The sequence below is a fragment of the Marinomonas sp. GJ51-14 genome (assembly GCF_055808695.1).
This window is the reverse complement of record NZ_CM147879.1, coordinates 3,157,228-3,177,352: the sequence shown is the minus strand read 5'-3', so window position 1 is coordinate 3,177,352 and position 20,125 is coordinate 3,157,228. Positions and strand designations below refer to the sequence as shown.

20 protein-coding genes and 1 pseudogene are annotated in these 20,125 nt (G+C 39.9%); 16 read left to right on the top strand and 5 right to left on the bottom strand.

What is annotated here, in order from left to right:
- The first annotated feature begins 1 nt into the window (after nt 1).
- Nucleotides 2-1,385 (top strand): annotated as a pseudogene (gene cysS / locus AC0L3Y_RS15195) (cysteine--tRNA ligase).
- Between the two features lie 108 nt (nt 1,386-1,493).
- Here the strand turns inward: cysS and bcp are convergent.
- A complete protein-coding gene (gene bcp, locus AC0L3Y_RS15190; RefSeq protein ID WP_473465699.1) occupies nt 1,494-1,943 on the bottom strand; it encodes a thioredoxin-dependent thiol peroxidase in 450 nt (149 codons plus the stop codon).
- Nucleotides 1,944-2,156: 213 nt separating this feature from the next.
- On the opposite strand from bcp, the gene dapA reads away from it, so the two are divergent.
- The 5 genes from dapA (at nt 2,157) to AC0L3Y_RS15165 (ending at nt 6,872) form a co-directional block, all read left to right on the top strand.
- On the top strand, nt 2,157-3,038 hold the full coding sequence (gene dapA / locus AC0L3Y_RS15185; protein WP_473465696.1) for a 4-hydroxy-tetrahydrodipicolinate synthase: 882 nt from the start codon (nt 2,157-2,159) through the stop codon (nt 3,036-3,038).
- Nucleotides 3,035-4,114 carry a hypothetical protein gene (locus AC0L3Y_RS15180; protein WP_473465693.1) on the top strand — a complete coding sequence of 360 codons (1,080 nt, stop codon included), beginning with the start codon at nt 3,035-3,037 and terminating at the stop codon, nt 4,112-4,114. Before dapA ends, AC0L3Y_RS15180 begins: the two co-directional genes overlap by 4 nt.
- 41 nt (nt 4,115-4,155) lie before the next feature.
- Nucleotides 4,156-4,872 (top strand): phosphoribosylaminoimidazolesuccinocarboxamide synthase, encoded by a 717-nt coding sequence (gene purC, locus AC0L3Y_RS15175; RefSeq protein ID WP_473465689.1) that lies wholly within the window; start codon nt 4,156-4,158, stop codon nt 4,870-4,872.
- A gap of 76 nt (nt 4,873-4,948) precedes the next feature.
- A complete protein-coding gene (locus AC0L3Y_RS15170; RefSeq protein ID WP_473465687.1) occupies nt 4,949-6,193 on the top strand; it encodes a lipoprotein-releasing ABC transporter permease subunit in 1,245 nt (414 codons plus the stop codon).
- Complete coding sequence (locus AC0L3Y_RS15165) at nt 6,186-6,872, top strand: ABC transporter ATP-binding protein (RefSeq protein WP_473465682.1); 687 nt, start codon at nt 6,186-6,188, stop codon at nt 6,870-6,872. Before AC0L3Y_RS15170 ends, AC0L3Y_RS15165 begins: the two co-directional genes overlap by 8 nt.
- A gap of 104 nt (nt 6,873-6,976) precedes the next feature.
- Here AC0L3Y_RS15165 and AC0L3Y_RS15160 read toward each other — a convergent pair whose 3' ends face one another.
- Nucleotides 6,977-7,489 carry a DUF2062 domain-containing protein gene (locus AC0L3Y_RS15160; protein WP_473465678.1) on the bottom strand — a complete coding sequence of 171 codons (513 nt, stop codon included), beginning with the start codon at nt 7,487-7,489 and terminating at the stop codon, nt 6,977-6,979.
- Between the two features lie 43 nt (nt 7,490-7,532).
- Here AC0L3Y_RS15160 and AC0L3Y_RS15155 point away from each other — a divergent pair, with 43 nt between their 5' ends.
- From AC0L3Y_RS15155 to murI, 8 genes are all read left to right on the top strand, one after another.
- Complete coding sequence (locus AC0L3Y_RS15155; RefSeq protein WP_473465672.1) at nt 7,533-9,455, top strand: ComEC/Rec2 family competence protein; 1,923 nt, start codon at nt 7,533-7,535, stop codon at nt 9,453-9,455.
- Between the two features lie 13 nt (nt 9,456-9,468).
- Nucleotides 9,469-10,095: a MotA/TolQ/ExbB proton channel family protein gene (locus tag AC0L3Y_RS15150; RefSeq protein ID WP_473465667.1), complete on the top strand. Its 627-nt coding sequence runs from the start codon at nt 9,469-9,471 to the stop codon at nt 10,093-10,095.
- Nucleotides 10,092-10,514, top strand: a complete 423-nt coding sequence (locus AC0L3Y_RS15145; protein WP_473465663.1) for an ExbD/TolR family protein — start codon at nt 10,092-10,094, stop codon at nt 10,512-10,514. The genes AC0L3Y_RS15150 and AC0L3Y_RS15145 overlap by 4 nt, the downstream gene beginning before the upstream one ends.
- 151 nt (nt 10,515-10,665) lie before the next feature.
- A complete protein-coding gene (lpxK, locus tag AC0L3Y_RS15140; protein ID WP_473465657.1) occupies nt 10,666-11,538 on the top strand; it encodes a tetraacyldisaccharide 4'-kinase in 873 nt (290 codons plus the stop codon).
- Between the two features lies 1 nt (nt 11,539).
- Nucleotides 11,540-11,737 carry a Trm112 family protein gene (locus AC0L3Y_RS15135; protein WP_473465652.1) on the top strand — a complete coding sequence of 66 codons (198 nt, stop codon included), beginning with the start codon at nt 11,540-11,542 and terminating at the stop codon, nt 11,735-11,737.
- A 19-nt stretch (nt 11,738-11,756) separates the two neighbouring features.
- Entirely contained in the window at nt 11,757-12,203 is a 447-nt protein-coding gene (locus tag AC0L3Y_RS15130; RefSeq protein ID WP_473465646.1) for a low molecular weight protein-tyrosine-phosphatase, read from the top strand.
- Nucleotides 12,204-12,246: 43 nt separating this feature from the next.
- Nucleotides 12,247-13,356 carry a UDP-N-acetylmuramate dehydrogenase gene (murB, locus tag AC0L3Y_RS15125; protein WP_473465640.1) on the top strand — a complete coding sequence of 370 codons (1,110 nt, stop codon included), beginning with the start codon at nt 12,247-12,249 and terminating at the stop codon, nt 13,354-13,356.
- Nucleotides 13,357-14,160 (top strand): glutamate racemase, encoded by an 804-nt coding sequence (murI, locus tag AC0L3Y_RS15120; protein ID WP_473465636.1) that lies wholly within the window; start codon nt 13,357-13,359, stop codon nt 14,158-14,160.
- A gap of 35 nt (nt 14,161-14,195) precedes the next feature.
- Here murI and AC0L3Y_RS15115 read toward each other — a convergent pair whose 3' ends face one another.
- Nucleotides 14,196-15,329, bottom strand: a complete 1,134-nt coding sequence (locus AC0L3Y_RS15115; protein ID WP_473465632.1) for a patatin-like phospholipase family protein — start codon at nt 15,327-15,329, stop codon at nt 14,196-14,198.
- Between the two features lie 292 nt (nt 15,330-15,621).
- Here AC0L3Y_RS15115 and AC0L3Y_RS15110 point away from each other — a divergent pair, with 292 nt between their 5' ends.
- Nucleotides 15,622-16,746: a beta-ketoacyl-ACP synthase III gene (locus AC0L3Y_RS15110; protein WP_473465629.1), complete on the top strand. Its 1,125-nt coding sequence runs from the start codon at nt 15,622-15,624 to the stop codon at nt 16,744-16,746.
- 136 nt (nt 16,747-16,882) lie between these two features.
- Nucleotides 16,883-18,526, top strand: coding sequence for a phosphoglucomutase (alpha-D-glucose-1,6-bisphosphate-dependent) (gene pgm, locus AC0L3Y_RS15105; protein WP_473465624.1), 1,644 nt, complete (start codon nt 16,883-16,885; stop codon nt 18,524-18,526).
- An 88-nt stretch (nt 18,527-18,614) separates the two neighbouring features.
- On the opposite strand, the gene AC0L3Y_RS15100 is transcribed toward pgm, so the two are convergent.
- Nucleotides 18,615-18,839 (bottom strand): hypothetical protein, encoded by a 225-nt coding sequence (locus tag AC0L3Y_RS15100; protein WP_473465620.1) that lies wholly within the window; start codon nt 18,837-18,839, stop codon nt 18,615-18,617.
- A 14-nt stretch (nt 18,840-18,853) separates the two neighbouring features.
- A complete protein-coding gene (locus AC0L3Y_RS15095; protein ID WP_473465615.1) occupies nt 18,854-20,002 on the bottom strand; it encodes a Na/Pi symporter in 1,149 nt (382 codons plus the stop codon).
- Nucleotides 20,003-20,125: the final 123 nt, after the last annotated feature.

The window sequence follows — 20,125 nt, the reverse complement described above, 5'->3', positions numbered from 1 at the left end:
CATGTTGAAAGTTCATAACACCCTTACTGGGAAGAAAGAAGTTTTCAAACCGATCGAAGAAGGCAAGGTAAGTATGTATGTCTGTGGTAACACGGTATACGACTTCTGTCATATTGGTCATGCGCAGCGCGATGATTTCCTTTGATATTATTTCTCGTTTTATTCGTCATCTAGGCTACGAATTAAATTATGTGCGTAACATTACTGACGTAGATGACAAAATCATCAAGCGCGCAGCAGAAAATAATGAAACAACTCAATCTTTGACTGAGAGAATGATTGCAGCTCAACGGGAAGATGAACTGCGTCTTGGTAATAAAATGCCAGATCGTGAGCCAAGGGCCACGGAGTTCATGCAAGAAATTATTGATATGGTGCAGGTTCTTATTGATAAAGGCTTTGCTTACCAAGGTACATCTGGTGATGTTTATTACCGAGCAACGAAGTTTGAAGAGTACGGTAAGTTAAATAATCGTAAACTTGAGGATATGCTTGCTGGTGCTCGTATTGATGTGGAAGCTGCAAAAGAGCATCCTGCTGATTTTGTATTGTGGAAGCAAACCAAAGAAGGTGAGGTTTCTTGGCCCTCCCCTTGGGGAGAAGGACGCCCTGGATGGCACATTGAATGTTCTGCAATGTCGACTAATTGTCTAGGTAGTCATTTTGATATTCATGGTGGTGGTCCAGACCTTAAGTTCCCTCATCATGAGAATGAAATTGCACAATCAGAAGCCGCAACAGGTGAAAAATACGTTAATTACTGGATGCATTGTGGTGCTGTTCGAGTGAATAATGAAAAGATGTCGAAATCATTGGGCAATTTTTTTACCGTTCGAGATGTGTTAGCTAAATTTAACCCTGAGGTAGTACGTTACCTTATGGTTTCTAGTCAATATCGCAGTGCAATTGATTACTCTGATCAGAGCTTGTTGGAGGCGAAAGTTGCATTAGAGCGTCTTTATACGGCATTGCGTCAGCAAAATGTAGCTGCAACTTTTGTCCCTAGTGATTTTACTGCACGTTTTGAAGAGGCGATGAAAGACGACTTTAATACGGCTGTTGCTGTTTCTGTTTTGTTTGAGCTAGTTCGTGAATTGAACAAGATGAAAACAGAAAATGCAGAGAAGGCCTCGACTTTAGCTGCGGAATTGCTTTCTTTAGCAGAGTTACTTGGCTTACTTTATCAGGATCCTGAATACTTTTTGCAAAATAGCACTGTGTCAGAAGGTTTGGATGAGGGAGCAATACAAGCTTTAATTGATCAAAGAACACAGGCGCGTAAAGACAAAAATTTTGCACGTAGTGATGAAATCAGAGATGAATTGGCTAGTCAGGGTATTGAGCTTCTAGATAGTCGAGAAGGCACTACGTGGACGCGTAGCTAAAGGCTGTTTCAAGGTTTAGATCCTGTAAATAGAATAAAAAAAGGCGATGTACTATTTTGTATATCGCCTTTTTTATTTAGCTAACAGACTGTCCTTGTAACTGGGTTGTTATTTTAGAATTTGCTCTGAATGTGTTTTGGTTTTTACTTTACTGATGATGTCTGAAATTAAACCTTCTTCATCAATGATGAAAGTCGTTCTAACCGTTCCCATTGACTCACGCCCCATGAATTTTTTAAGCTGCCATGTTTCGTATAACTCATGAACTTCTTTTTCTGTGTCTGCTATTAATGGGAATGGAAGATCATATTTTTCAATAAAGTTTTGGTGCTTTTTCTCCGTATCGCTGCTGACACCCAATACGACGAAGCCTTGCTCTAGGAGTGCTTGGTAGTTGTCTCGTAAATCGCACGCTTGAGCAGTACAGCCGGGAGTGTTGTCACGGGGGTAAAAATATAAGACGACTTTTTTGCCTTTAAATTGGCTAAGTGTAATTGTGTCACCGTTTTGGTCTTTAGCGCTAAAATTCGGTGCAATTTGCCCAATTTCTATTGTCATAGTCATTACTCTCTGTTCTAAGAAACATGGAAAGAAAAATAGTTTCTTGCCTATTTTGCAGTAAGAAAAATATTAGCTTAACAAGAGCTAAGCAAAAAATCTCTCTGAATAGACTTTCTTGCTAATTTACTCTGGCTTTACGCCCCTCAATTATTGTTAAACCCGCATATGGACGTTACTATAGGCGCGCTTATAATTTTATGGAGACTCGAAATGATCACAGGTAGTTTAGTTGCGCTTATCACTCCCATGTCAGCAGATGGCGCAGTAGATACTAACAAATTAGATGATCTAATAGAGTTTCATATCAACGAGGGGACCCACGGCATTGTCGCTGTCGGTACAACCGGTGAATCATCAACTCTGACGACAGAAGAGCACGCCAATGTTATTCGTCAAGTTGTCAAAACAGTAAATGGTCGTGTTCCTGTTATTGCTGGAACAGGGGCAAATGCGACTCACGAAGCGATACATCTTACTCGTGCTGCAAAAGAGGCTGGAGCCGATGCTTGTTTGCTAGTTACGCCTTACTATAATAAGCCGACTCAAGAAGGTTTGTTTTTACACTTTAAAGCTATTGCCGATGCAGTTGATATTCCTCAGATTCTTTATAATGTTCCTGGTAGAACTGTGTGCGATATGCTTAATGAAACTGTGGTTCGCCTTTCCGCTATTAAAAACATTGTTGGTGTTAAAGACGCAACAGGTAACTTGGAACGTGGTGAGGCATTAATTAAAGCTGTACCGGAAGATTTTGCCGTATATTCAGGGGATGACCCAACGGCTGTCAACCTTATGTTACTTGGTGGTAAAGGTAATATCTCTGTTACAGCAAACGTTGCCCCTAAAGCCATTGCACAAGCAGCAGAGTCTGCCCTTGCTGGTGATGCGGAGAAAGCGCATTCAATTGATCAAACGGTTGCCTTGTTACACAAAAATCTATTTTTAGAGTCGAATCCTATTCCTGTTAAATGGGCATGTAGCCAATTGGGTTTATGTAAGGAGGGGATTCGTTTGCCATTAACCCCACTTTCAGACAAGTATCATGCGGCTGTTAGACATGCCATGGTAGAAGCCGGAGTTTTATTAGTATGAATAAATTTACATTACAGCTAGTCAGCGTTAGTGCATTTGCTGTTTTTTTATCAGGTTGTAGTTTGTTTTTTACTGATCACTCAGATGATTATCAAGATGTGACGAAAACGCACAATACGTTAGAGATACCTGAGGGTTCAACACCTTCTAAAGATATTTTGGTTATTCCAAATGAAGATCGCATTACAGACTTAACTCCTGCGAAACCTTTTGTGACACCAAGAGCACAATTTATTTATCATCCAATGGTCGCTGTTGGTGTTGTAGAGAAAGAAGATGCTATTGAGTTTTCTTTGCCGGCAAACAAAGCTCAAGCAAAACGTATTGTTTCTGATTTCCTGACTGCTTTGTATGGTGCTGGTGAATCTATTGCATCACAAACAGATGATCAAATAATATCGGTTGCTTTTGATTTTCATCCACAAGGTTGGTGGGCGTCTTTATACAGTAAAATTACCCGACTTTACCCAGCAAAGACCGTTTTCGCATTTAACTTTACTGAGAGTGAAGATAAAACATTAGTGAGTATTCAATTCCGTGACGAGGTTCAAGATGCTGAGGTAGGGCCATGGATGACTCCAGTGGAGAACTCAGATGCTTACACTGTCGCTGTTCGACTATGGGGAACCTTTGGGCGACAGTTGAACCAATCGTCAGCTTATTTATCTAATCAAAATGATGCTTCTTCTTATCCAATTTGGGTTGATCATCATGGTTTGTATGCAATACGCCTAAATGATGCGTCACCATCAGGGCTTAAGACAAAATTAAATGCGGCGGGTATTTATCTCGTACCTGGAGCGGATAATCTACTTGCACCTGTATCGCCAGAAAATATTGCGCGTGTTGGTGATGTCATTGATTTTACAATACCTACTGGCAATGGTGAGACTCAAAAACTATTCAATGTTCGTCGTCGTAATCTAGATGATGTTAGTTGGGATTTACGTGAGTACTCTTATAAAATCACGGAGCAAAAAGCCGGTAAGTTTTTAGTGATTGATGTGTCTTCAGTGGCGCAGCCTGAAGACCCAGAAGTGGTTTCATTTCACTTCGCACAGCGTTTTATTAAGTAAATAAGTTTAACCCCTCATAAAAGAAGACCGGAGACTCTCCAATGGAAAAACGACAAGAGCTGTATGCAGGTAAGGCAAAATCTGTATTTCGTACAGATGATCCTGACAAGATGGTTCTAGTATTTCGTGATGATACCTCTGCATTTGACGGTAAAAGAATAGAGCAACTTGACCGCAAAGGCATGGTGAACAATAAGTTCAATGCATTTATCATGACGAAATTACAAGAAGCAGGTATTCCTACGCATTTTGAAAAATTATTAAGTGATACTGAATCCTTGGTTAAATGCTTAGACATGATGCCAGTTGAGTGTGTCGTACGAAATGTTGCTGCGGGTAGCTTGTGTCGTCGTTTGGGTGTAGAAGAGGGTGTAACACTGACTCCACCGACGTTTGAATTATTTCTGAAAAATGATGCTTTAGGTGATCCAATGATTAACGAATCTCATGTGGAGTCGTTTGGTTGGGCAAAAGCAGATGATCTTGTAAAAGCCAAAGAGCTTACATACAAGGTCAATGATGTATTAAAAGCGATTTTTGCTGAAGGCGGCATGATTCTTGTTGATTACAAATTAGAATTTGGTCTATATAAAGGTGAAGTTCTTTTAGGCGATGAATTTTCTCCAGACGGCTGTCGCTTATGGGATGCTAAAACGAAAGAAAAACTAGATAAAGACCGTTTCCGTCAAGGTTTAGGTGGTGTTATCGAAGCTTACGAAGATGTTGGTCGTCGTATAGGTATTGATTTCGACGCATAAACGGATTGGCGGTTTGACCATAAGGGAGAAGCTTTTCTCCCTTTTTTGCCAAATAAGTGCCATGCAAGGACATACATTGATTAATTTCCTCCCTATTGCCATTGGTTTACGTTACGCCCGAGCTAAACGTTCCAACCATTTCATTTCATTTATCAGTTTCTCTTCAATCGCCGGCTTAGCATTGGGTGTTATGGTATTAATTACCGTTTTATCTGTGATGAATGGTTTTGACCGAGAATTACGTCAACGGATTTTGGGTATGGTTCCTCATGCTACTTTGTGGGGAAATCCGGAATTAGACGACTGGCGCTCAACCGCTAAATTAGTGGAAAAAATGCCCGACGTTGTTGGCGTTGCTCCTCATATTCAAGCTCAAGTTATGTTTCAGTCTGGATCAAGTGTTCATGGTGCTATTTTGAATGGCGTTAATCCAGAGATGGAAAAGAAAGTTTCAATCATTGATGAAAATATGGCGACAGGTTCTTTGGATGCCCTTAATGACACTCGTTTTGGAATTGTCCTAGGTGCTCAATTAGCCAAAATGCTAAGAGTAGAAATAGGCGATAAAGTGACGGCTATTTTACCGAAAGCCAATGTTTCTATTGCGGGTGTTGCACCGGTACTGAAGCGTTTCACCGTTGTAGGGACGTTTGAAGTTGGAGCAGAACTAGACAGTGGGCTTGCTTATATCAATATCACTGATGCTGCGAAACTAAAGCGTTATAAGGAAGACTCAATCGAAGCATTGCGTATTTCTTTTGATGATCTGTTTGTTGCTCCTACTCGTATTTGGGATATCGCCAGAGCTGTGCCTGGGCAAAATAGGGTCAGTGATTGGACTCGTACCCATGGTAACCTTTTTCAGGCAATTAAGATGGAAAAAACCATGATAGGTTTGTTGCTGTTATTAATCGTCGCTGTTGCTGCTTTTAATATTGTTTCTACCTTGGTAATGGTTGTTACTGATAAGCGTAACGATATTGCGATTCTAAGAACCATGGGCTTGACCTCTGGTCAGGTGATGTGGATATTCGTGGTGCAAGGTATCTTCATTGGTATGTTGGGCACCTTGATTGGTGTGGTGTTGGGAGTGACTTTGGCGCTTAATATTAGTGAAATTCTAGCAGGCCTGCAGACATTACTTAATGTGCAATTTCTTAGTTCAGACGTATATTTTATTAACTACCTGCCCTCTCAACTTGAATGGTCTGACGTGAAGTTGATTGTTACATCTGCTTTTATCATGACGGTTGTTGCAACAATATACCCTGCGTGGCGAGCATCAAAAGTTGAGCCAGCGGAGGCGTTACGCTATGAATAATGATGTTGTATTAGAGTGTCGTTCACTTTCTAAGCAATACCAAGATGGTAAACAGGTCATAGATGTTTTTCAGTCTATCGACTTTACCTTAAATAAGGGGCAGGCTTGCGCTATTGTTGGTGCTTCTGGTTCTGGTAAAACAACCTTGCTTAACTTACTTGCTGGATTGGATTTGGCAACAGCAGGTGAGGTAAAACTGGCGCAAGTTTCTTGGTCTAGTCTTAAAGATGCAAAGCGCTCTAGAATGCGTAATAAAGAGATGGGCTTTGTGTATCAATTTCATCATTTGCTTCCTGAATTTTCGGCATTGGAAAATGTACTTATGCCAATGTGGATTGCAGGTATGGACAAAAAAGAAGCTAAACAGCGTGGTGAAGAGTTATTGAGTCAAGTCGGTTTGAAAGATCGTTTGAATCATAAACCATCACAGTTATCTGGTGGTGAAAGGCAGCGAGTTGCAATTGCTCGAGCTTTAGCTAATCGCCCTGCTTGTGTGCTGATGGATGAGCCAACAGGAAACCTAGATGAAACAACATCTCTGGAAATTCAAAGCCTGATCAATGAACTTAAAATAACGTATAACATGGCATTTCTTGTTGTTACGCATGATGAAAAAATGCTGAGTTGGATGGATTCAGCTTACCGTTTGTCTCAAGGTTCTTTGCATGCCCTAAAGTGATCTCGTTAAGAGATGATTATGCTCGACTATCTAGTTAAATAATAACCAAGGTTTACCAGTAAATCTTGGTTTTTTTTATTGTGGGAGTTTTTTTGGTGAAGGTTTTATTTATCGCGAAGTTTACGCTCTTGCCAGCGTTTGATAACGTGAAGACGCCATAAAATGGTGATTATTCCATAACCTATAGCGCCAACAACTAAACCTGACGCAATGGAGCCAACGTATAATGGCAGCCAGATGTGTTCGAGTTTATCCCAAATCCATTCAACAGAGAGTCGAAAGTCTTTTTTGTCATGGGAGCCTAGTATTAAACTGCCAACCTTGTAATTACAATAAAAAACAAAGGGCATAGTGAGGGGGTTTGTAATCCATACCAGAGCGATAGAGACAGGAATGTTTGCGCGTAATGGAATGGCTAATAAAGCAGATGCTATCATCTGAAATGGCATTGGAATAAAAGCCCAAAATAAGCCATTGAAAAAAGCTCGAGCAACAGATTTACGATTTAGGTGCCACAAATTAGCTTCGTAAATTTGCGAACCCAAAATTTTTAAGGCTTTGTTTCCTTTAAGCTTCTCTGGGTTTGGTATAAATTTTCTTAGATAACTTTTCGGCATAATCAGGTAAAAATAATTTAGGAATTTAAGACATGGAGGTCTTATGCTACTAAGTAGTTTGTCCATTTTGATGGGCGCCATTTTGGTGCCGAGAGACTATTTGTGGCTGTATTCTACGCACATCATTCTGGTGTGTCTCTATTTAATAATGACAAAGCGCTTAATAGTGTTGTTTTTGACACTTCTGTCCTTTATTTCAGTTGTATTCAATGAATTCCAAAGTGTTGCCCCTTTATCTGTAGAGGTGGGGCAGACAGTGTTTTTTGATGTAGATAAAAGGGTGCTATTCATTGAGGGGGCGGAAATATCTCGCTCTTTGTGTTCGTCATCACAGTCTAGTTGCGTCGCTAGTGTGGCTTATTTTTTACCAAACGGTATACGAAAAACACTTAATGATATTTCTCTTGCCCCTTTTGTTATGTCAACAACAAATCTACTTAAAGGTACGATTACACGTGTTGTGTTACCCAGCAAAGATGGCCTTTGGTGGCAACGTAACCTTTATATTAAAAGGCAAGTCGCACAGCTTGATGTTCACTTTATGAACTTGGATGGCTATCGTCTGGAAAATTCTGAAATATCATTGAAAACACATCTAATTAATAAACTTGATGAGACCTTAAAGCCTTTCCCTTATTGGCGTTTTTCTAAAGCTCTGCTCTTGGGGCAAGACGATTTGTGGAGTGAGCGAGATACATGGATGATTCGTATTCTTGGTTTGGCTCATCTTTTTGTCGTTTCTGGGTTGCATACGGGCTTTATGTTTGTCATTGGTCGTGTCATTAGTTCGATGTTTTGGTGGTTAAGTCCACATAGCGTTATGTTATCAGGATTCACTCGTTGGCATTTAGATACGTTAATTGTCATTCCATTATTATTTGCTTATGCCTATTTAACAAATTGGGGTGAGCCTGTTGTTAGGGCGTCGATTATGTTGAGTATTTATTTATGCGCACGTATGTTGGCTCTTAAAGTATCACCGTACAGTATTATTACTTTTGCTTTGTGGCTGGTTTTGCTTATTGAGCCTAGATCCATGCTGGACCCAGGTTTATGGCTGTCTTTTAGTATGGTGTATTTGTTGATTGGTTTCTCTCAATCATCGGCAGGTGTTTTTCGTTTGTTGATGGTGCAAGTTATGTTGAGTACCGCTTCTATGGTATTGATTCTTGGTTGGCAGGATGAAATTTCCAGTGTGTCTATTTTAGTTAATATCATCTTAATTCCGTTAGCTGCCTTTATTTGGTTTCCATTAGGGGTCATTTCTTGTGTTGAGGTATTTTTATTAGACACAACATATCTGTATACAATCCTAGAGTCCTTTCTTTATTACCTTGTATCCATTATTGAATGGGTAACTTTTTCTGTGCCATTGTTTACTTTTTCAGTGTTTTCTTCAGGTATACCAAGAGTATTAATGCTCTGTCTTATTTGCTACTGGGTTTATCAACATCCTTTAAAAAGAGGTTGGTGGGGAGCTTTGGTTGTCTGGTGTGTATTGTTTTCCTCTATGTTGTTTCCTGGCACAGAGACCAGTTTTAGAATTCTTAATAAGGGGAATCACTTAGTTTTAATGGAAAGGCAAGATGCACAATTATCAGATGGTTGGGCTGGTTCTGATTTGAATAAATTAGATTTTTCATCGTATTTATATTCGGAGGATAAAAACAGGTACATTCTGTCACCAAATATGTTGTCACAGCTTTCACCAAATGTATTGTTAAAGCATGATGTTAATTGGGTAATATTGAAAACAGAAGCGCCAGAAAGTATGAAAAATATTTTTGCAGCTTTGAAAGTGAATTGGTTGATTATTGCTCCTGGCGAGATGTTGACGTTTTACTTTCAAAAAGGCCAAATATTATTACAACATTCTTCCTGCATTTATTCTTTTTTTCTCTTTAAATCTGATACTTGCAGGCGTGTAGAAAAGTTAGAGAGTGTGTTAAATTACATGCAAACTTAAATTGGAGAGCAAAGTGTTAGCCTTTATTCAAACTGGTGGTTTTTTCATGTGGCCGTTAATGGTGTGCTCAATTTTGACACTGGCGATCATCCTTGAACGTTTTTGGACTCTTCGTAAAGCTGGCGTTGCTCCAAAAGGCCTTTTAGCTGATGTTATGAAGCGATTACGTGATGATAGAATGACAATTGAATACATTCGCTCTATGCAATCACAAGCTGGCTTGGCGTCTATTTTCGCAGCTGGCCTTTTAAACTCGAAGCATGGCCGTGGAGCTATGAAAGAAAGTGTTCAAGAAGCAGCAAGTCATGTGATTCATGAATTGGAGCGGTTTATGAATACACTCGGTACTATTGCTGCTATCTCGCCTTTGTTAGGTTTGCTGGGCACTGTTGTGGGCATGATCAAGGTGTTTGCTGTTTTGATGGAAAGTGGTGCAGGTAATACGGCATTATTGGCCGGTGGCATTTCAGAAGCCTTATTAACAACAGCTGCAGGGCTTGGGGTTGCTATTCCAGCACTAATCTTTCATCGTTTTTTCAGTCGTAGAATAGATGTGCTTGTGGTTACTATGGAGCAGCAGTCTACTAAACTCGTTGACTCTTTGTATGGCGATCGTGAAAAGTCAGGAGCAGCACAGTGAAATTTAGACGTCAAAAAATAGATGACGTTCAGATTAACCTAACTCCGTTGATAGACGTTGTTTTTTTGTTGCTGATTTTTTTTATGGTTAGTACTACTTTTAATCAGAGTACTGAACTTACCATTGATTTACCAACGGCTACGTCCAACTCTCCTAGTTCAGACATTACACAAAAGGTCGAGTTGGTAATTACAGCTGATGGTCAATATGTCATCAATGGACAAACCTTAATTAATGAAAGAGTTGGCACACTTGTTCAAGGCTTAAAAGAAATAATGAAAGGTGATAATTCGAGACCTTTGATTATTACTGCAGATGCCAAAGCATCTTATGAAATGGTGCTTAGGGTGTATGATGCTGCGGCCAAACTGGGTATAACCAAGCTGGCTCATACTGCTCAAAAAGAGACTGCTCAGTGAGTCTTGAATCGCTCTTTACCCGTTCTTGGTATGGTCGCTGTGGCTGGACAAATGTATTCCGTCCTATTCAGCCTTTGATTAAGCGGGCGGTGTTAAAAAAAGAACGTCTTTTTTAGAGCAGTCCAATATATCTTATAAAGCGCCAGTTCCTGTGGTTGTTGTCGGGAATATTAGCGTTGGAGGTACAGGTAAATCCCCCATGGTTGTCGCCTTATGTAAGTTGCTGTCAGCACATGGCTATCGTCCAGGCATTGTTTCTAGGGGGCATGGGGCAAACGTTGAGACACCCACTCATGTTTATGCGGACAGTTTAGCCAGTGATGTTGGTGATGAGCCTGTGATGTTAGCTCGACGTGCTGATTGTCCTATGGTGGTTTTTCCTAAACGCGTCGAAGCAGTGAAGTATTTACTGGCCACAACAGATGTCGATATTGTCGTATGTGATGATGGTATGCAGCATTATCAATTGGATCGTGACATAGAAGTTGCCATGCTGGACGCTTCGCGAGGTGTTGGTAATGGTCAACTTTTACCTGTTGGTCCATTAAGGGAGCCAGTTGATCGATTAAATGATGTTGATTTTATCGTCAGTGTGTCAGAAGTTATGACCGATTCTCTGCAAGCTCTCAATCTGCCTATTATATTAACGCCTTTAATATCGAGCACTTTGGTTTCTTTGGATGGTAGGAAAAGCATGGATTGTCGAGATGCTTTTTCAAATGATACTAAGTGGCATGTGATTGCAGGGATTGGTAACCCGCAACGCTTCCTTAATACATTAATGACATTGGGTTTATCAAAAGAGCAGTTAAACCATAAATGGTATACTGACCATCATTCGTTTCAAATGGCTGATATTCCCGCTGATGGTGCCGTCGTTATGACGGAAAAAGACGCAGTAAAGTGTCAGTCACTGACATTATTAAATTCCAATGTATGGTATTTACCTGTTTCCTTGGTTTTACCGGATAGTTTTCAGAACGCATTTATAGAAAAATTAAATCTTATTAAAGTAGACCTTTAGCATGAATAAAACATTATTAGATATCCTTGTTTGCCCTGTAACAAAAACCACTTTAACTTTGAGCCAAGATGGTACTGAGTTGATTAGTAAAATTGGTGGTATGGCATACCCCGTCCGTGACGGTATTCCTGTTCTATTGGAAACAGAAGCACGTACGCTGACTGCAGAAGAGCGTTTAGAGCCAGGCTTGACAAAATAAGTCATTCAAAGTGCTAACTGTGTGTTTAGGCAATATTTGTCGATCACCGGCAGCGCAGGGTATTTTAGAGAAAGTTGCTTCAGATAATAAACTATTCTTGGAACTTGATTCTGCAGGAACTGCTGCTTATCACGTGGGAAACTCCCCAGACTCCAGATCGATTACGGCTTTGAAGCAAGTTGGTATTAATATTGGTCAGCAGAAAGCTCGACAAGTTATTCAGGCCGACTTTGATGAATTTGATTGGATTCTTGCAATGGATAGGGAAAATCTAGTAAATCTTCGTAAAATCCAACCAGAACATAGTCGGGCAAAGCTTGTTATGTTTGGTGAATTTCATCCCAGTATATCATTGGGTGAAGTTGCTGATCCCTATTATGGCGGTGATGAAGGTTTTGTTTTGATGAGAGAGCATCTTTTACGAATATCAAATGCGTTTGTTCTTCACCTTACGTCACCTCTATAATCCATTCACTTAATTTTGAAGATAATTAAATTAGTTAACGATTATGCCATTTAACCCAGATGTTACGTTTACACAGGAAGTAGAAGAAAGCATTCAGAAGAATGTTTCTTTAGCGGCTTACAACACATTTCGTTTTTCATATCAGGCTGAATACTTTGCTGTTGCGGAAACGCTAGACTCTTTGAAAGTATTACTTGCTTGGGCTAATCGTCTTGATATCAAAATCACGATCATTGGTGGCGGTAGTAATTTACTGATCTCTGATAATATTTCAGGTTTGGTCATAGTGAACAAATTGGCGGGTATGAAAGCCCGTGAACGCTCAGGTAATTTAGTTAGTTTTACTATTGCGGCAGGTGAAATTTGGCATAAAGTGGTAGAGCATGCCATCGCCCAAGAATGGTATGGCATTGAAAATCTCGCTTTAATTCCGGGTACTGTTGGTGCCGCACCTGTTCAAAATATTGGTGCTTATGGCATAGAAATCAAAGATGTTTTAGCCCGAGTTCAGGTGATTGACCAAACAACCGGAGATGTTTATTGGGTAAATGGCAATGATTGTGGTTTTTCCTATAGAGACAGTCATTTCAAGAGGAAATGGAAAAACAAGCTAATCATCACGTCGGTTGAGTTAACGCTTAAAAAACAAGCCGATTTATTATTAAGTTATGGTGGTTTGGCTAATTCTATTGAAGGAGAACCAAACCTTAAAAAAGTTTTTGAGACTGTTTGCAAAGTGCGACAAGAAAAACTGCCAAATCCAAGTGAATTAGCAAATGCAGGTAGTTTCTTTAAGAATCCGATTGTTAGTTCAGAACAGCATGATGAACTGAAAAAGCGTTTTCCTAATCTGGTTTCTTTTCCGTTCGAAAACAGCTTTAAATTGGCGGCTGGATGGTTGATTGATCAGGCAGGATGGAAAGGGCATAAATACCAAGGGGTTGGTGTCTATGATAAACAAGCGTTGGTTCTCGTGAACTATTCCGAAATCAGTGCAGAGCCACTATTGGAGCTTGAAACTCAAATAAAACAATCGGTTTTAAACTTGTACGGTGTGGAGTTAGAGCGCGAGCCTGTTCAACTACCTATTCATTTGTATCCGGATACTATTGTAAAATATTCTACCGTTTCTGACATTGATGGAGAGGCTTGATTGAAAGTCGGTGTGATTGATTCAGGCGCAGGCGGATTAACCATCCTCAATGCTATTCATAAGAAACAGCCTTATCTTGATTTAGTCTATTTGGCAGATGATGAATTTGCTCCTTATGGAAGTAAAACAATCGTTCAGTTACAGGATCGATTAGTGAAGATAGGGCAATTCTTTGAAATTGAAAAAGTCTCGGCAATTGTCGTAGCTTGCAATACGGCAACGGTTGCTGCAATAGATGCTTTAAGAGCCAGTACATCACTTCCTATCATTGGCGTTGAACCAGCTGTCAAACCAGCTTTTCGAATCAGTAAACAACGTAAAGTTGCTGTGCTTGCAACTCCTGTTACCGCAAATAGTACGCGTTTAAATCAGTTAATTGACCTTTGGAAGGCTGATAGTCAGGTTTCAATTATGTCGAGTGATACGCTGGCTTTTGATATTGATGCTTGGCCAGAAACACAAGAAAAAATAGAACAAACGATTCGTCTACTTTGTGAAGAGATGCTGGAAAAAAAGATAGATACCTTGGTTCTTGCTTGTACTCACTACCCTTTGGTAAAGCACTTATTTGAAAAAGTATTAGGCTGTGAATGCGAAATTATTGAGCCAAGTGAAGGTGTCACCGCTCAACTTATACGTCGGTTATCAGAGAGTTACACCGATAATATGAGTGCGCTCATGTTAGCTAAACCAGCGGGAAAAATTCAGTTGTGTAGCTCGCTAGGGAACAAAAATATGCAAAGATTAGTATCTTGGGTATCTGAGCCTGAAGCCATTGTTGCTCAACGGGCTGTTAAGATTTAGTTATTTACTGTTTTCTTTTCTTCATATCTTAAGTGTTAAAAAAAGGCCATGATTCTGTCTTTTTCCCACATGGCATCTTTATGCCCCAATTCAATTAATGCTCGACAGTATTCAGGCGTGAAAAGTAAATAACTGGCAGCAGAGCTTATTTTCTCCGAGGTAGACCCTCCCGCCGCTTTTAATAAGACTCGAATGTTTTTGGGTAAGGTGCCAATGTAATGATGGGCGATTTCGTTAAGCTCTTCTGATGGAGAAATAATGAGTGTTTCTGTTGGTAAGCTTTGATGTTTTGCTTGTTTTTCCTTAGGTAAGTCACGAATCAAATTATTCATGATTTCAAGTTGATTAATGTCATCTTCAAGATTATCAATAAAGGCACTGTTTAATAACTGACCTAGTATTTGTGCCATGCTTGGGGCACTTGATTCTACTATTTCATCTTTTATTGGCCATTTTTTAGGGCTTCGATTGCCACTTACGCCGATAATGAAAAGCTTATTGGCACCTAATTTAAGTGCTGGATAAATTGCTGATTTTTGTCGAATTGCGCCGTCGCCATAATAATGTTCTTGTATTTTATGGGCTGGAAAAATCATTGGGATCGCACTGGATGCCAGTAAATGCTCTACTCCCAACTCTGCAGAAATGCCTTTTCTTCTGTTTCCTTGCCATTCTTTAACACCTAATTTACCTTGAAAAAAGGTGGTTGATTCACCGGTGCTGTAACTCATAGCGGTGATTGCTAGGGCTTGTAGTTGATCTCTTTCAATAGCGCTATTGATTCTAGAAAAATCTAAATGGTTGCTTAATAGCTCTCTTAATGGACCGTTATCCATCAGAGCAATTGAAGTGTCTCTATTGTGAAGATGAAAAAGAGATAACAATGTTTTTGTTAAGGAGCTGGCAACTGGCCAACGCCCAGTTGTATAGATTTGATCTGGAGTTAAATGTCGCCAAACAAAAGCAAGTGTTGAAGCTGCCCGAGAAAAATTATCAGCATAGGATGCGAGCATGGTCGCGTTTAGCGCACCAGCTGATGTACCGCATAAAATAGGAAAGGGCAAAGGGGTATTTTTAGGAAGCATTTTTCCCATTGCCGACAATACTCCAACTTGATAAGCCGCACGAGCTCCGCCGCCAGAAAGAATTAATGCGTTGTTATTTTTCATAAAAATTCCCTTAGTTAGGCTTCAATTCAGAGTTAAGTTTATTGGCCTTATGTATCTCATAAAATGCTACTTTCTTCTATCAAAACAATCACTCATTTGTACATAGTATGGAGGTTTTTGATAAAATCCAGATATAATTGTTTTGCATTTCTATTGTCTATTGTTATTACATTTGTGGACTAAGCAAGCAATGTCGGTCACAATCTCTTCTATACTTTTTTATAAGTGCTTTTATTGATACTTTTCTGATAACGGCTTTTTACAAATAATAAAACAATAAAGGATGAATGATATGAATTCTTCTGTCGTCATTAGCGGAGTTGGTTTATGGACTCCAGCGCACTCAATTAGCAATGAAGAACTTGTAGCCAGTTATAATGCATGGGCTGAAAAATTTAATACTGAAAATGCCGTGGCAATTGAAGCGGGTGAGTTTGAAGGAAAACCACTCTCTAGTGCAGCATTTATTGAAAAAGCGTCTGGTATTAAAAGTCGCTATATCTATTCAAAGGAGGGAGCTTTAGATGTCAATCGAATGCGTCCTGTGCTTGAAGTGCGTGATGATGAGCAAGTATCTCATCAGGCAGAAATGGCCATTGCTGCTGCTAAGAAAGCATTAATCGCAGCCAATAAAACACCTGCAGATATTGATACCGTTATTGTTTCTTGTGCTTACACGCAACGATCTTATCCTGCTATTGCCATTGAAGTGCAAGCGGCTTTAGGTATTGATGGTTTTGCTTTTGATATGTTGGTGGCATGTTCTGCTGCAACCTTTGGGTTGCAAAGAGCTGTTGATGCCGTAAAAGCAGGTACGTCAAAAGGTGTGTTGGTGATTAATCCTGAATTAACGTCACCTCAAGTCAACTATATGGATCGGGATTCACACTTTATCTTTGGTGATGTGGCGACGGCAACAGTAGTGGAAAGCAGTGAGACTTGTCAGTCTAAGCACGCTTTTGATGTCGTTAGTACCAAGTGTGTGACGGTGTTTTCGAATAATATACGCTCAAACTTTGGTTATACGACTCGAGTAACAGATGAAGATCCTTATGCGACAGATAAGCTTTTCCATCAAAATGGTCGTAAAGTATTTAAAGAAGTGTGCCCTATGGCTGCGGAACACATTGAAAATCATTTATTAAGTGAAGGTATTCAAGTTACGCAATTAAAACGTTGGTGGCTGCATCAAGCGAACATCAATATGAACCTTTTAATTAGTAAGCGTTTATTGGGGCGTGACGCGACTATAGAAGAAGCACCAGTGGTTCTGGATGAGTATGCAAACACAGCCTCGGCTGGATCTATTATTGCCTTTGCTAAATACCATGAAGATTTAAGTGTTGGTGACATTGGTGTTATCTGCTCTTTCGGTGCAGGCTATTCAATTGGTAGTTTAATTCTTAAAAAACGATAGGTTGAAATATACATTTTTTTGGAAACGAGCATTTTTAAAAGTGAGTTTCAAATAAGTCCCTGTTAAGTGATTGGAACTGTAGTATATTTAGTAGAAGCTATTTATATCGGTTTAAAGACTTAACAGGGCATAAAATATGGCAATTCATCCTCAAGCTGGACAGCTTGCATCTCATGACTCTCTTGTAAATCTACCTGAACTTATGACAGCGTATTTTTTAAAAAAGCCTTGTGTTAAAAATCCAGAAGAGCGCGTAAGTTTTGGGACCTCGGGGCATCGCGGTAGTGCTTTATTGGTGAGTTTTAATGAAGACCATATTCTTGCTATTGCCCAAGCGGTTGCTGAATATCGACAATCTCAGCATATTTCTGGGCCGCTGTATTTAGGTAAAGATACTCACGCCTTATCAGAAGCCGCTTTTCAGACTGTGTTGAATGTACTGACTGCGAATGGCGTTAAGGTTCGTACTCAACTGAATGGCGGTTATACGCCGACCCCTGTTATTTCTCATGCAATTCTCACACATAATAAAATGAATTTACAGGACTTGAGTGATGGTCTTGTCATTACGCCTTCACATAACCCTCCAGAAGATGGCGGCATCAAATACAATTCCACTAAAGGTGGTCCAGCCGATAAAGACATTACGGATTGGGTGGCCAAAAGAGCCAATGAGTTGTTGGCGAACAACTTGATTGGTGTTAAATCCTTCTCTAGTGAGGAAGCAAATAAAAGTGGTCTTATTGAGTCGTTCGATTTTATTAACCATTATGTTAATGATCTTGAAAATGTTATCGACATGGAGGCTATTGCTAAAGCTAACATTCGAATTGGTGTTGATCCAATGGGTGGTTCAGGTATTCATTACTGGGAACCTATTGCTAAGAAATACGGTTTAAATATTACTATTGTTAATCCAGAAGTTGATCCTACGTTTCGTTTTGTGCCGCTCGATAAAGATGGTCGTATTCGTATGGATTGTTCTTCTCCTTATTCCATGAGTAATTTATTAACTCTCAAAGACGACTTTGATATTGCCGTTGGTAATGACCCAGATTACGATCGTCATGGCATCGTTTGTGCTGGATCTGGTTTGATGAATCCGAATGCCTATTTAGCTGTGGCGATTGAGTATTTGTCTCAGCACAGGCCACAATGGTCAAAAGACATCCTATTTGGTAAAACCTTAGTGTCGAGTGGCATGATTGACCGTGTGGTTAATGGTCTTGGTCGTACGCTTTGTGAAGTGCCTGTAGGCTTCAAATGGTACGTGGAAGGGATGTATGAAGGAACAATGGCATTTGGTGGTGAAGAGAGTGCTGGTGCCTCATTTTTACGTAAAGATGCTAGTGTTTGGACAACAGATAAAGACGGTTTCATTATGGCATTGCTTGCTGCGGAAATTTTGGCTGTAACAGGTAAAGATCCTCAAATGCTTTATGATGAGCAGGTATCAAAATATGGTCAGCCTTTTTACAAGCGTATTGATGTGGTCGCAACTCTGGCTCAAAAAAAGATACTAGGAGCCTTAGACAGTAAGAATGTAATACAAACAGAACTGGCTGGAGAAGCCATTCTTAGCGTGCTAACTCATGCGCCAGGTAATGGTGCAGCGATTGGAGGTTTGAAAGTCTCTACCGAAAACGGTTGGTTTGCAGCAAGACCGTCAGGAACGGAAAATGTATATAAAATTTATTTGGAAAGTTTTGTTTCTGAAGAGCACCTTGCTGAGTTAGAAAAAGAAGCAAAAGCATTGGTGGATAGTGTGCTAACAGCCTAGTTCCTATCGTAATAACGGTACGGTTACGTTATTAATTAATAGAAGAACGCCTCAGTACTAAAAAAAGAAACAGAGGCGTTTTTTTAACTTATTTATTCTTTTTAGACTCTTCAAGTAGGTAAGCAATGAAATTTTTGATACTGTTTAAGTTAAATTCAGCACTTGTCATATGATGGTCTAAATCTTTGATCTCATGTTCTTGCTGAAGATGTTCTCGACGAACTACTTCTTCTTTAAGTTCTTGTAACGTAAGTTGTGTTTCGTCGATTAATTTATTCAGTCTTTCGGTTGATAATACTTGTAGATTGCTCATTACATTTTCCTTAATTAAAGTTGGCTGCTGATACCTAAGCAAAGAGCTGGAGCGACAAAGAACACACCTAAAATATAACCAAGAGCGGCAAATTTATTTTCAGATGCTGTCGCACCTAATGCCTCTGCAGCTTTGACTGGTAAATTGCGTAGAATTGGTAAACCATAAATGACGACAACACCTAAAATATTATAGGTGAGGTGAATAAAGGCAATTTGTAATGCCGCTTGCGCATTACCTGTAACTGCAGTTGCAGCAAGCACTGCTGTTACACAAGTGCCAATATTTGCACCGAGCGTGAATGGGTAAATATCTTTCAATTTGAATGCGCCAGATCCTGCTAGAGGTACCATCAAAGAGGTTGTTGTTGAAGAGGATTGAACTAAGACGGTGACTAAAGTGCCAGACATGATTCCAGACAATGGACCGCGACCGATTGCGGTATGCATAATGTCTTTTGCTTTGCCTACCATAAGTTTCTTCAATAGTTTTCCAACCATGGTGATTGCTACAAAGATTAAAGCGATGCCTATCAATATGAGCGTAATACCTCCGATTTGATCCCCTAAAGAATGAGTCGCGTCTTTTACTGTGTTTACAACAGGCGAAGTAGCTGTTTTTACAAAGTTAAAGCTTTTAATGGATGAATCACCTGAGCCGTAGAATAAACCAGATAGCCAACCGCCCATTCTTTCTAAAAGGCCAAAAGCAATTTCCAAAGGTAAAAAAATAAGAACAGATAATAGATTGAAGAAGTCATGTACTGTTGCCGCTGAGAAGGCGCGTTTAAATTCTTCCTTTGCTCGAACGTGCCCAAGAGACACAATGGTATTGGTGATGGATGTTCCAACGTTAGCGCCCATAACCATAGGAACTGCAAGTTCAACAGGTAAGCCGCCAGCGACTAAGCCAACGATGATTGATGTTACGGTTGAGGAGGATTGAATTAGAGCCGTGGCGACAATACCAACAACCAACCCAGCAAATGGGTTGCTAGCAAAGGCAAACAGCTCTTTTGCATGTCCACCCGCAGCCATTTTGAAGCCTCCGCCAATCATGCCGACGGCACAGATTAATAAATAAACTAATAAGGCGACGGTTGCCCACTGCATGTAATTCTGAGATTCGCTTCTGTTAGGAAGCACAGCTTGATTATTTTCCATGGAGGTTTTACCTAATAGTTAATTGGTAAAACGGATACTACTGGTAAGAGTTTGCAGAAATGTGACGGAAAAATATTTGTATTATGAAGAATACACTCTGTTCAAGGCCGCTAAAACAGAGTG

What these genes read in the sequence shown, in the direction of transcription:
- purC (WP_473465689.1), top strand. Translation starts at nt 4,156, where the DNA reads ATGGAAAAACGACAAGAGCTGTATGCAGGTAAGGCAAAATCTGTATTT.
- bcp (WP_473465699.1), bottom strand. Translation starts at nt 1,943, where the DNA reads ATGACAATAGAAATTGGGCAAATTGCACCGAATTTTAGCGCTAAAGAC.
- dapA (WP_473465696.1), top strand. Translation starts at nt 2,157, where the DNA reads ATGATCACAGGTAGTTTAGTTGCGCTTATCACTCCCATGTCAGCAGAT.
- murB (WP_473465640.1), top strand. Translation starts at nt 12,247, where the DNA reads ATGCCATTTAACCCAGATGTTACGTTTACACAGGAAGTAGAAGAAAGC.
- AC0L3Y_RS15160 (WP_473465678.1), bottom strand. Translation starts at nt 7,489, where the DNA reads ATGCCGAAAAGTTATCTAAGAAAATTTATACCAAACCCAGAGAAGCTT.
- AC0L3Y_RS15100 (WP_473465620.1), bottom strand. Translation starts at nt 18,839, where the DNA reads ATGAGCAATCTACAAGTATTATCAACCGAAAGACTGAATAAATTAATC.
- AC0L3Y_RS15095 (WP_473465615.1), bottom strand. Translation starts at nt 20,002, where the DNA reads ATGGAAAATAATCAAGCTGTGCTTCCTAACAGAAGCGAATCTCAGAAT.
- AC0L3Y_RS15135 (WP_473465652.1), top strand. Translation starts at nt 11,540, where the DNA reads ATGAATAAAACATTATTAGATATCCTTGTTTGCCCTGTAACAAAAACC.
- AC0L3Y_RS15155 (WP_473465672.1), top strand. Translation starts at nt 7,533, where the DNA reads ATGCTACTAAGTAGTTTGTCCATTTTGATGGGCGCCATTTTGGTGCCG.
- AC0L3Y_RS15115 (WP_473465632.1), bottom strand. Translation starts at nt 15,329, where the DNA reads ATGAAAAATAACAACGCATTAATTCTTTCTGGCGGCGGAGCTCGTGCG.
- pgm (WP_473465624.1), top strand. Translation starts at nt 16,883, where the DNA reads ATGGCAATTCATCCTCAAGCTGGACAGCTTGCATCTCATGACTCTCTT.
- AC0L3Y_RS15165 (WP_473465682.1), top strand. Translation starts at nt 6,186, where the DNA reads ATGAATAATGATGTTGTATTAGAGTGTCGTTCACTTTCTAAGCAATAC.
- AC0L3Y_RS15180 (WP_473465693.1), top strand. Translation starts at nt 3,035, where the DNA reads ATGAATAAATTTACATTACAGCTAGTCAGCGTTAGTGCATTTGCTGTT.
- AC0L3Y_RS15110 (WP_473465629.1), top strand. Translation starts at nt 15,622, where the DNA reads ATGAATTCTTCTGTCGTCATTAGCGGAGTTGGTTTATGGACTCCAGCG.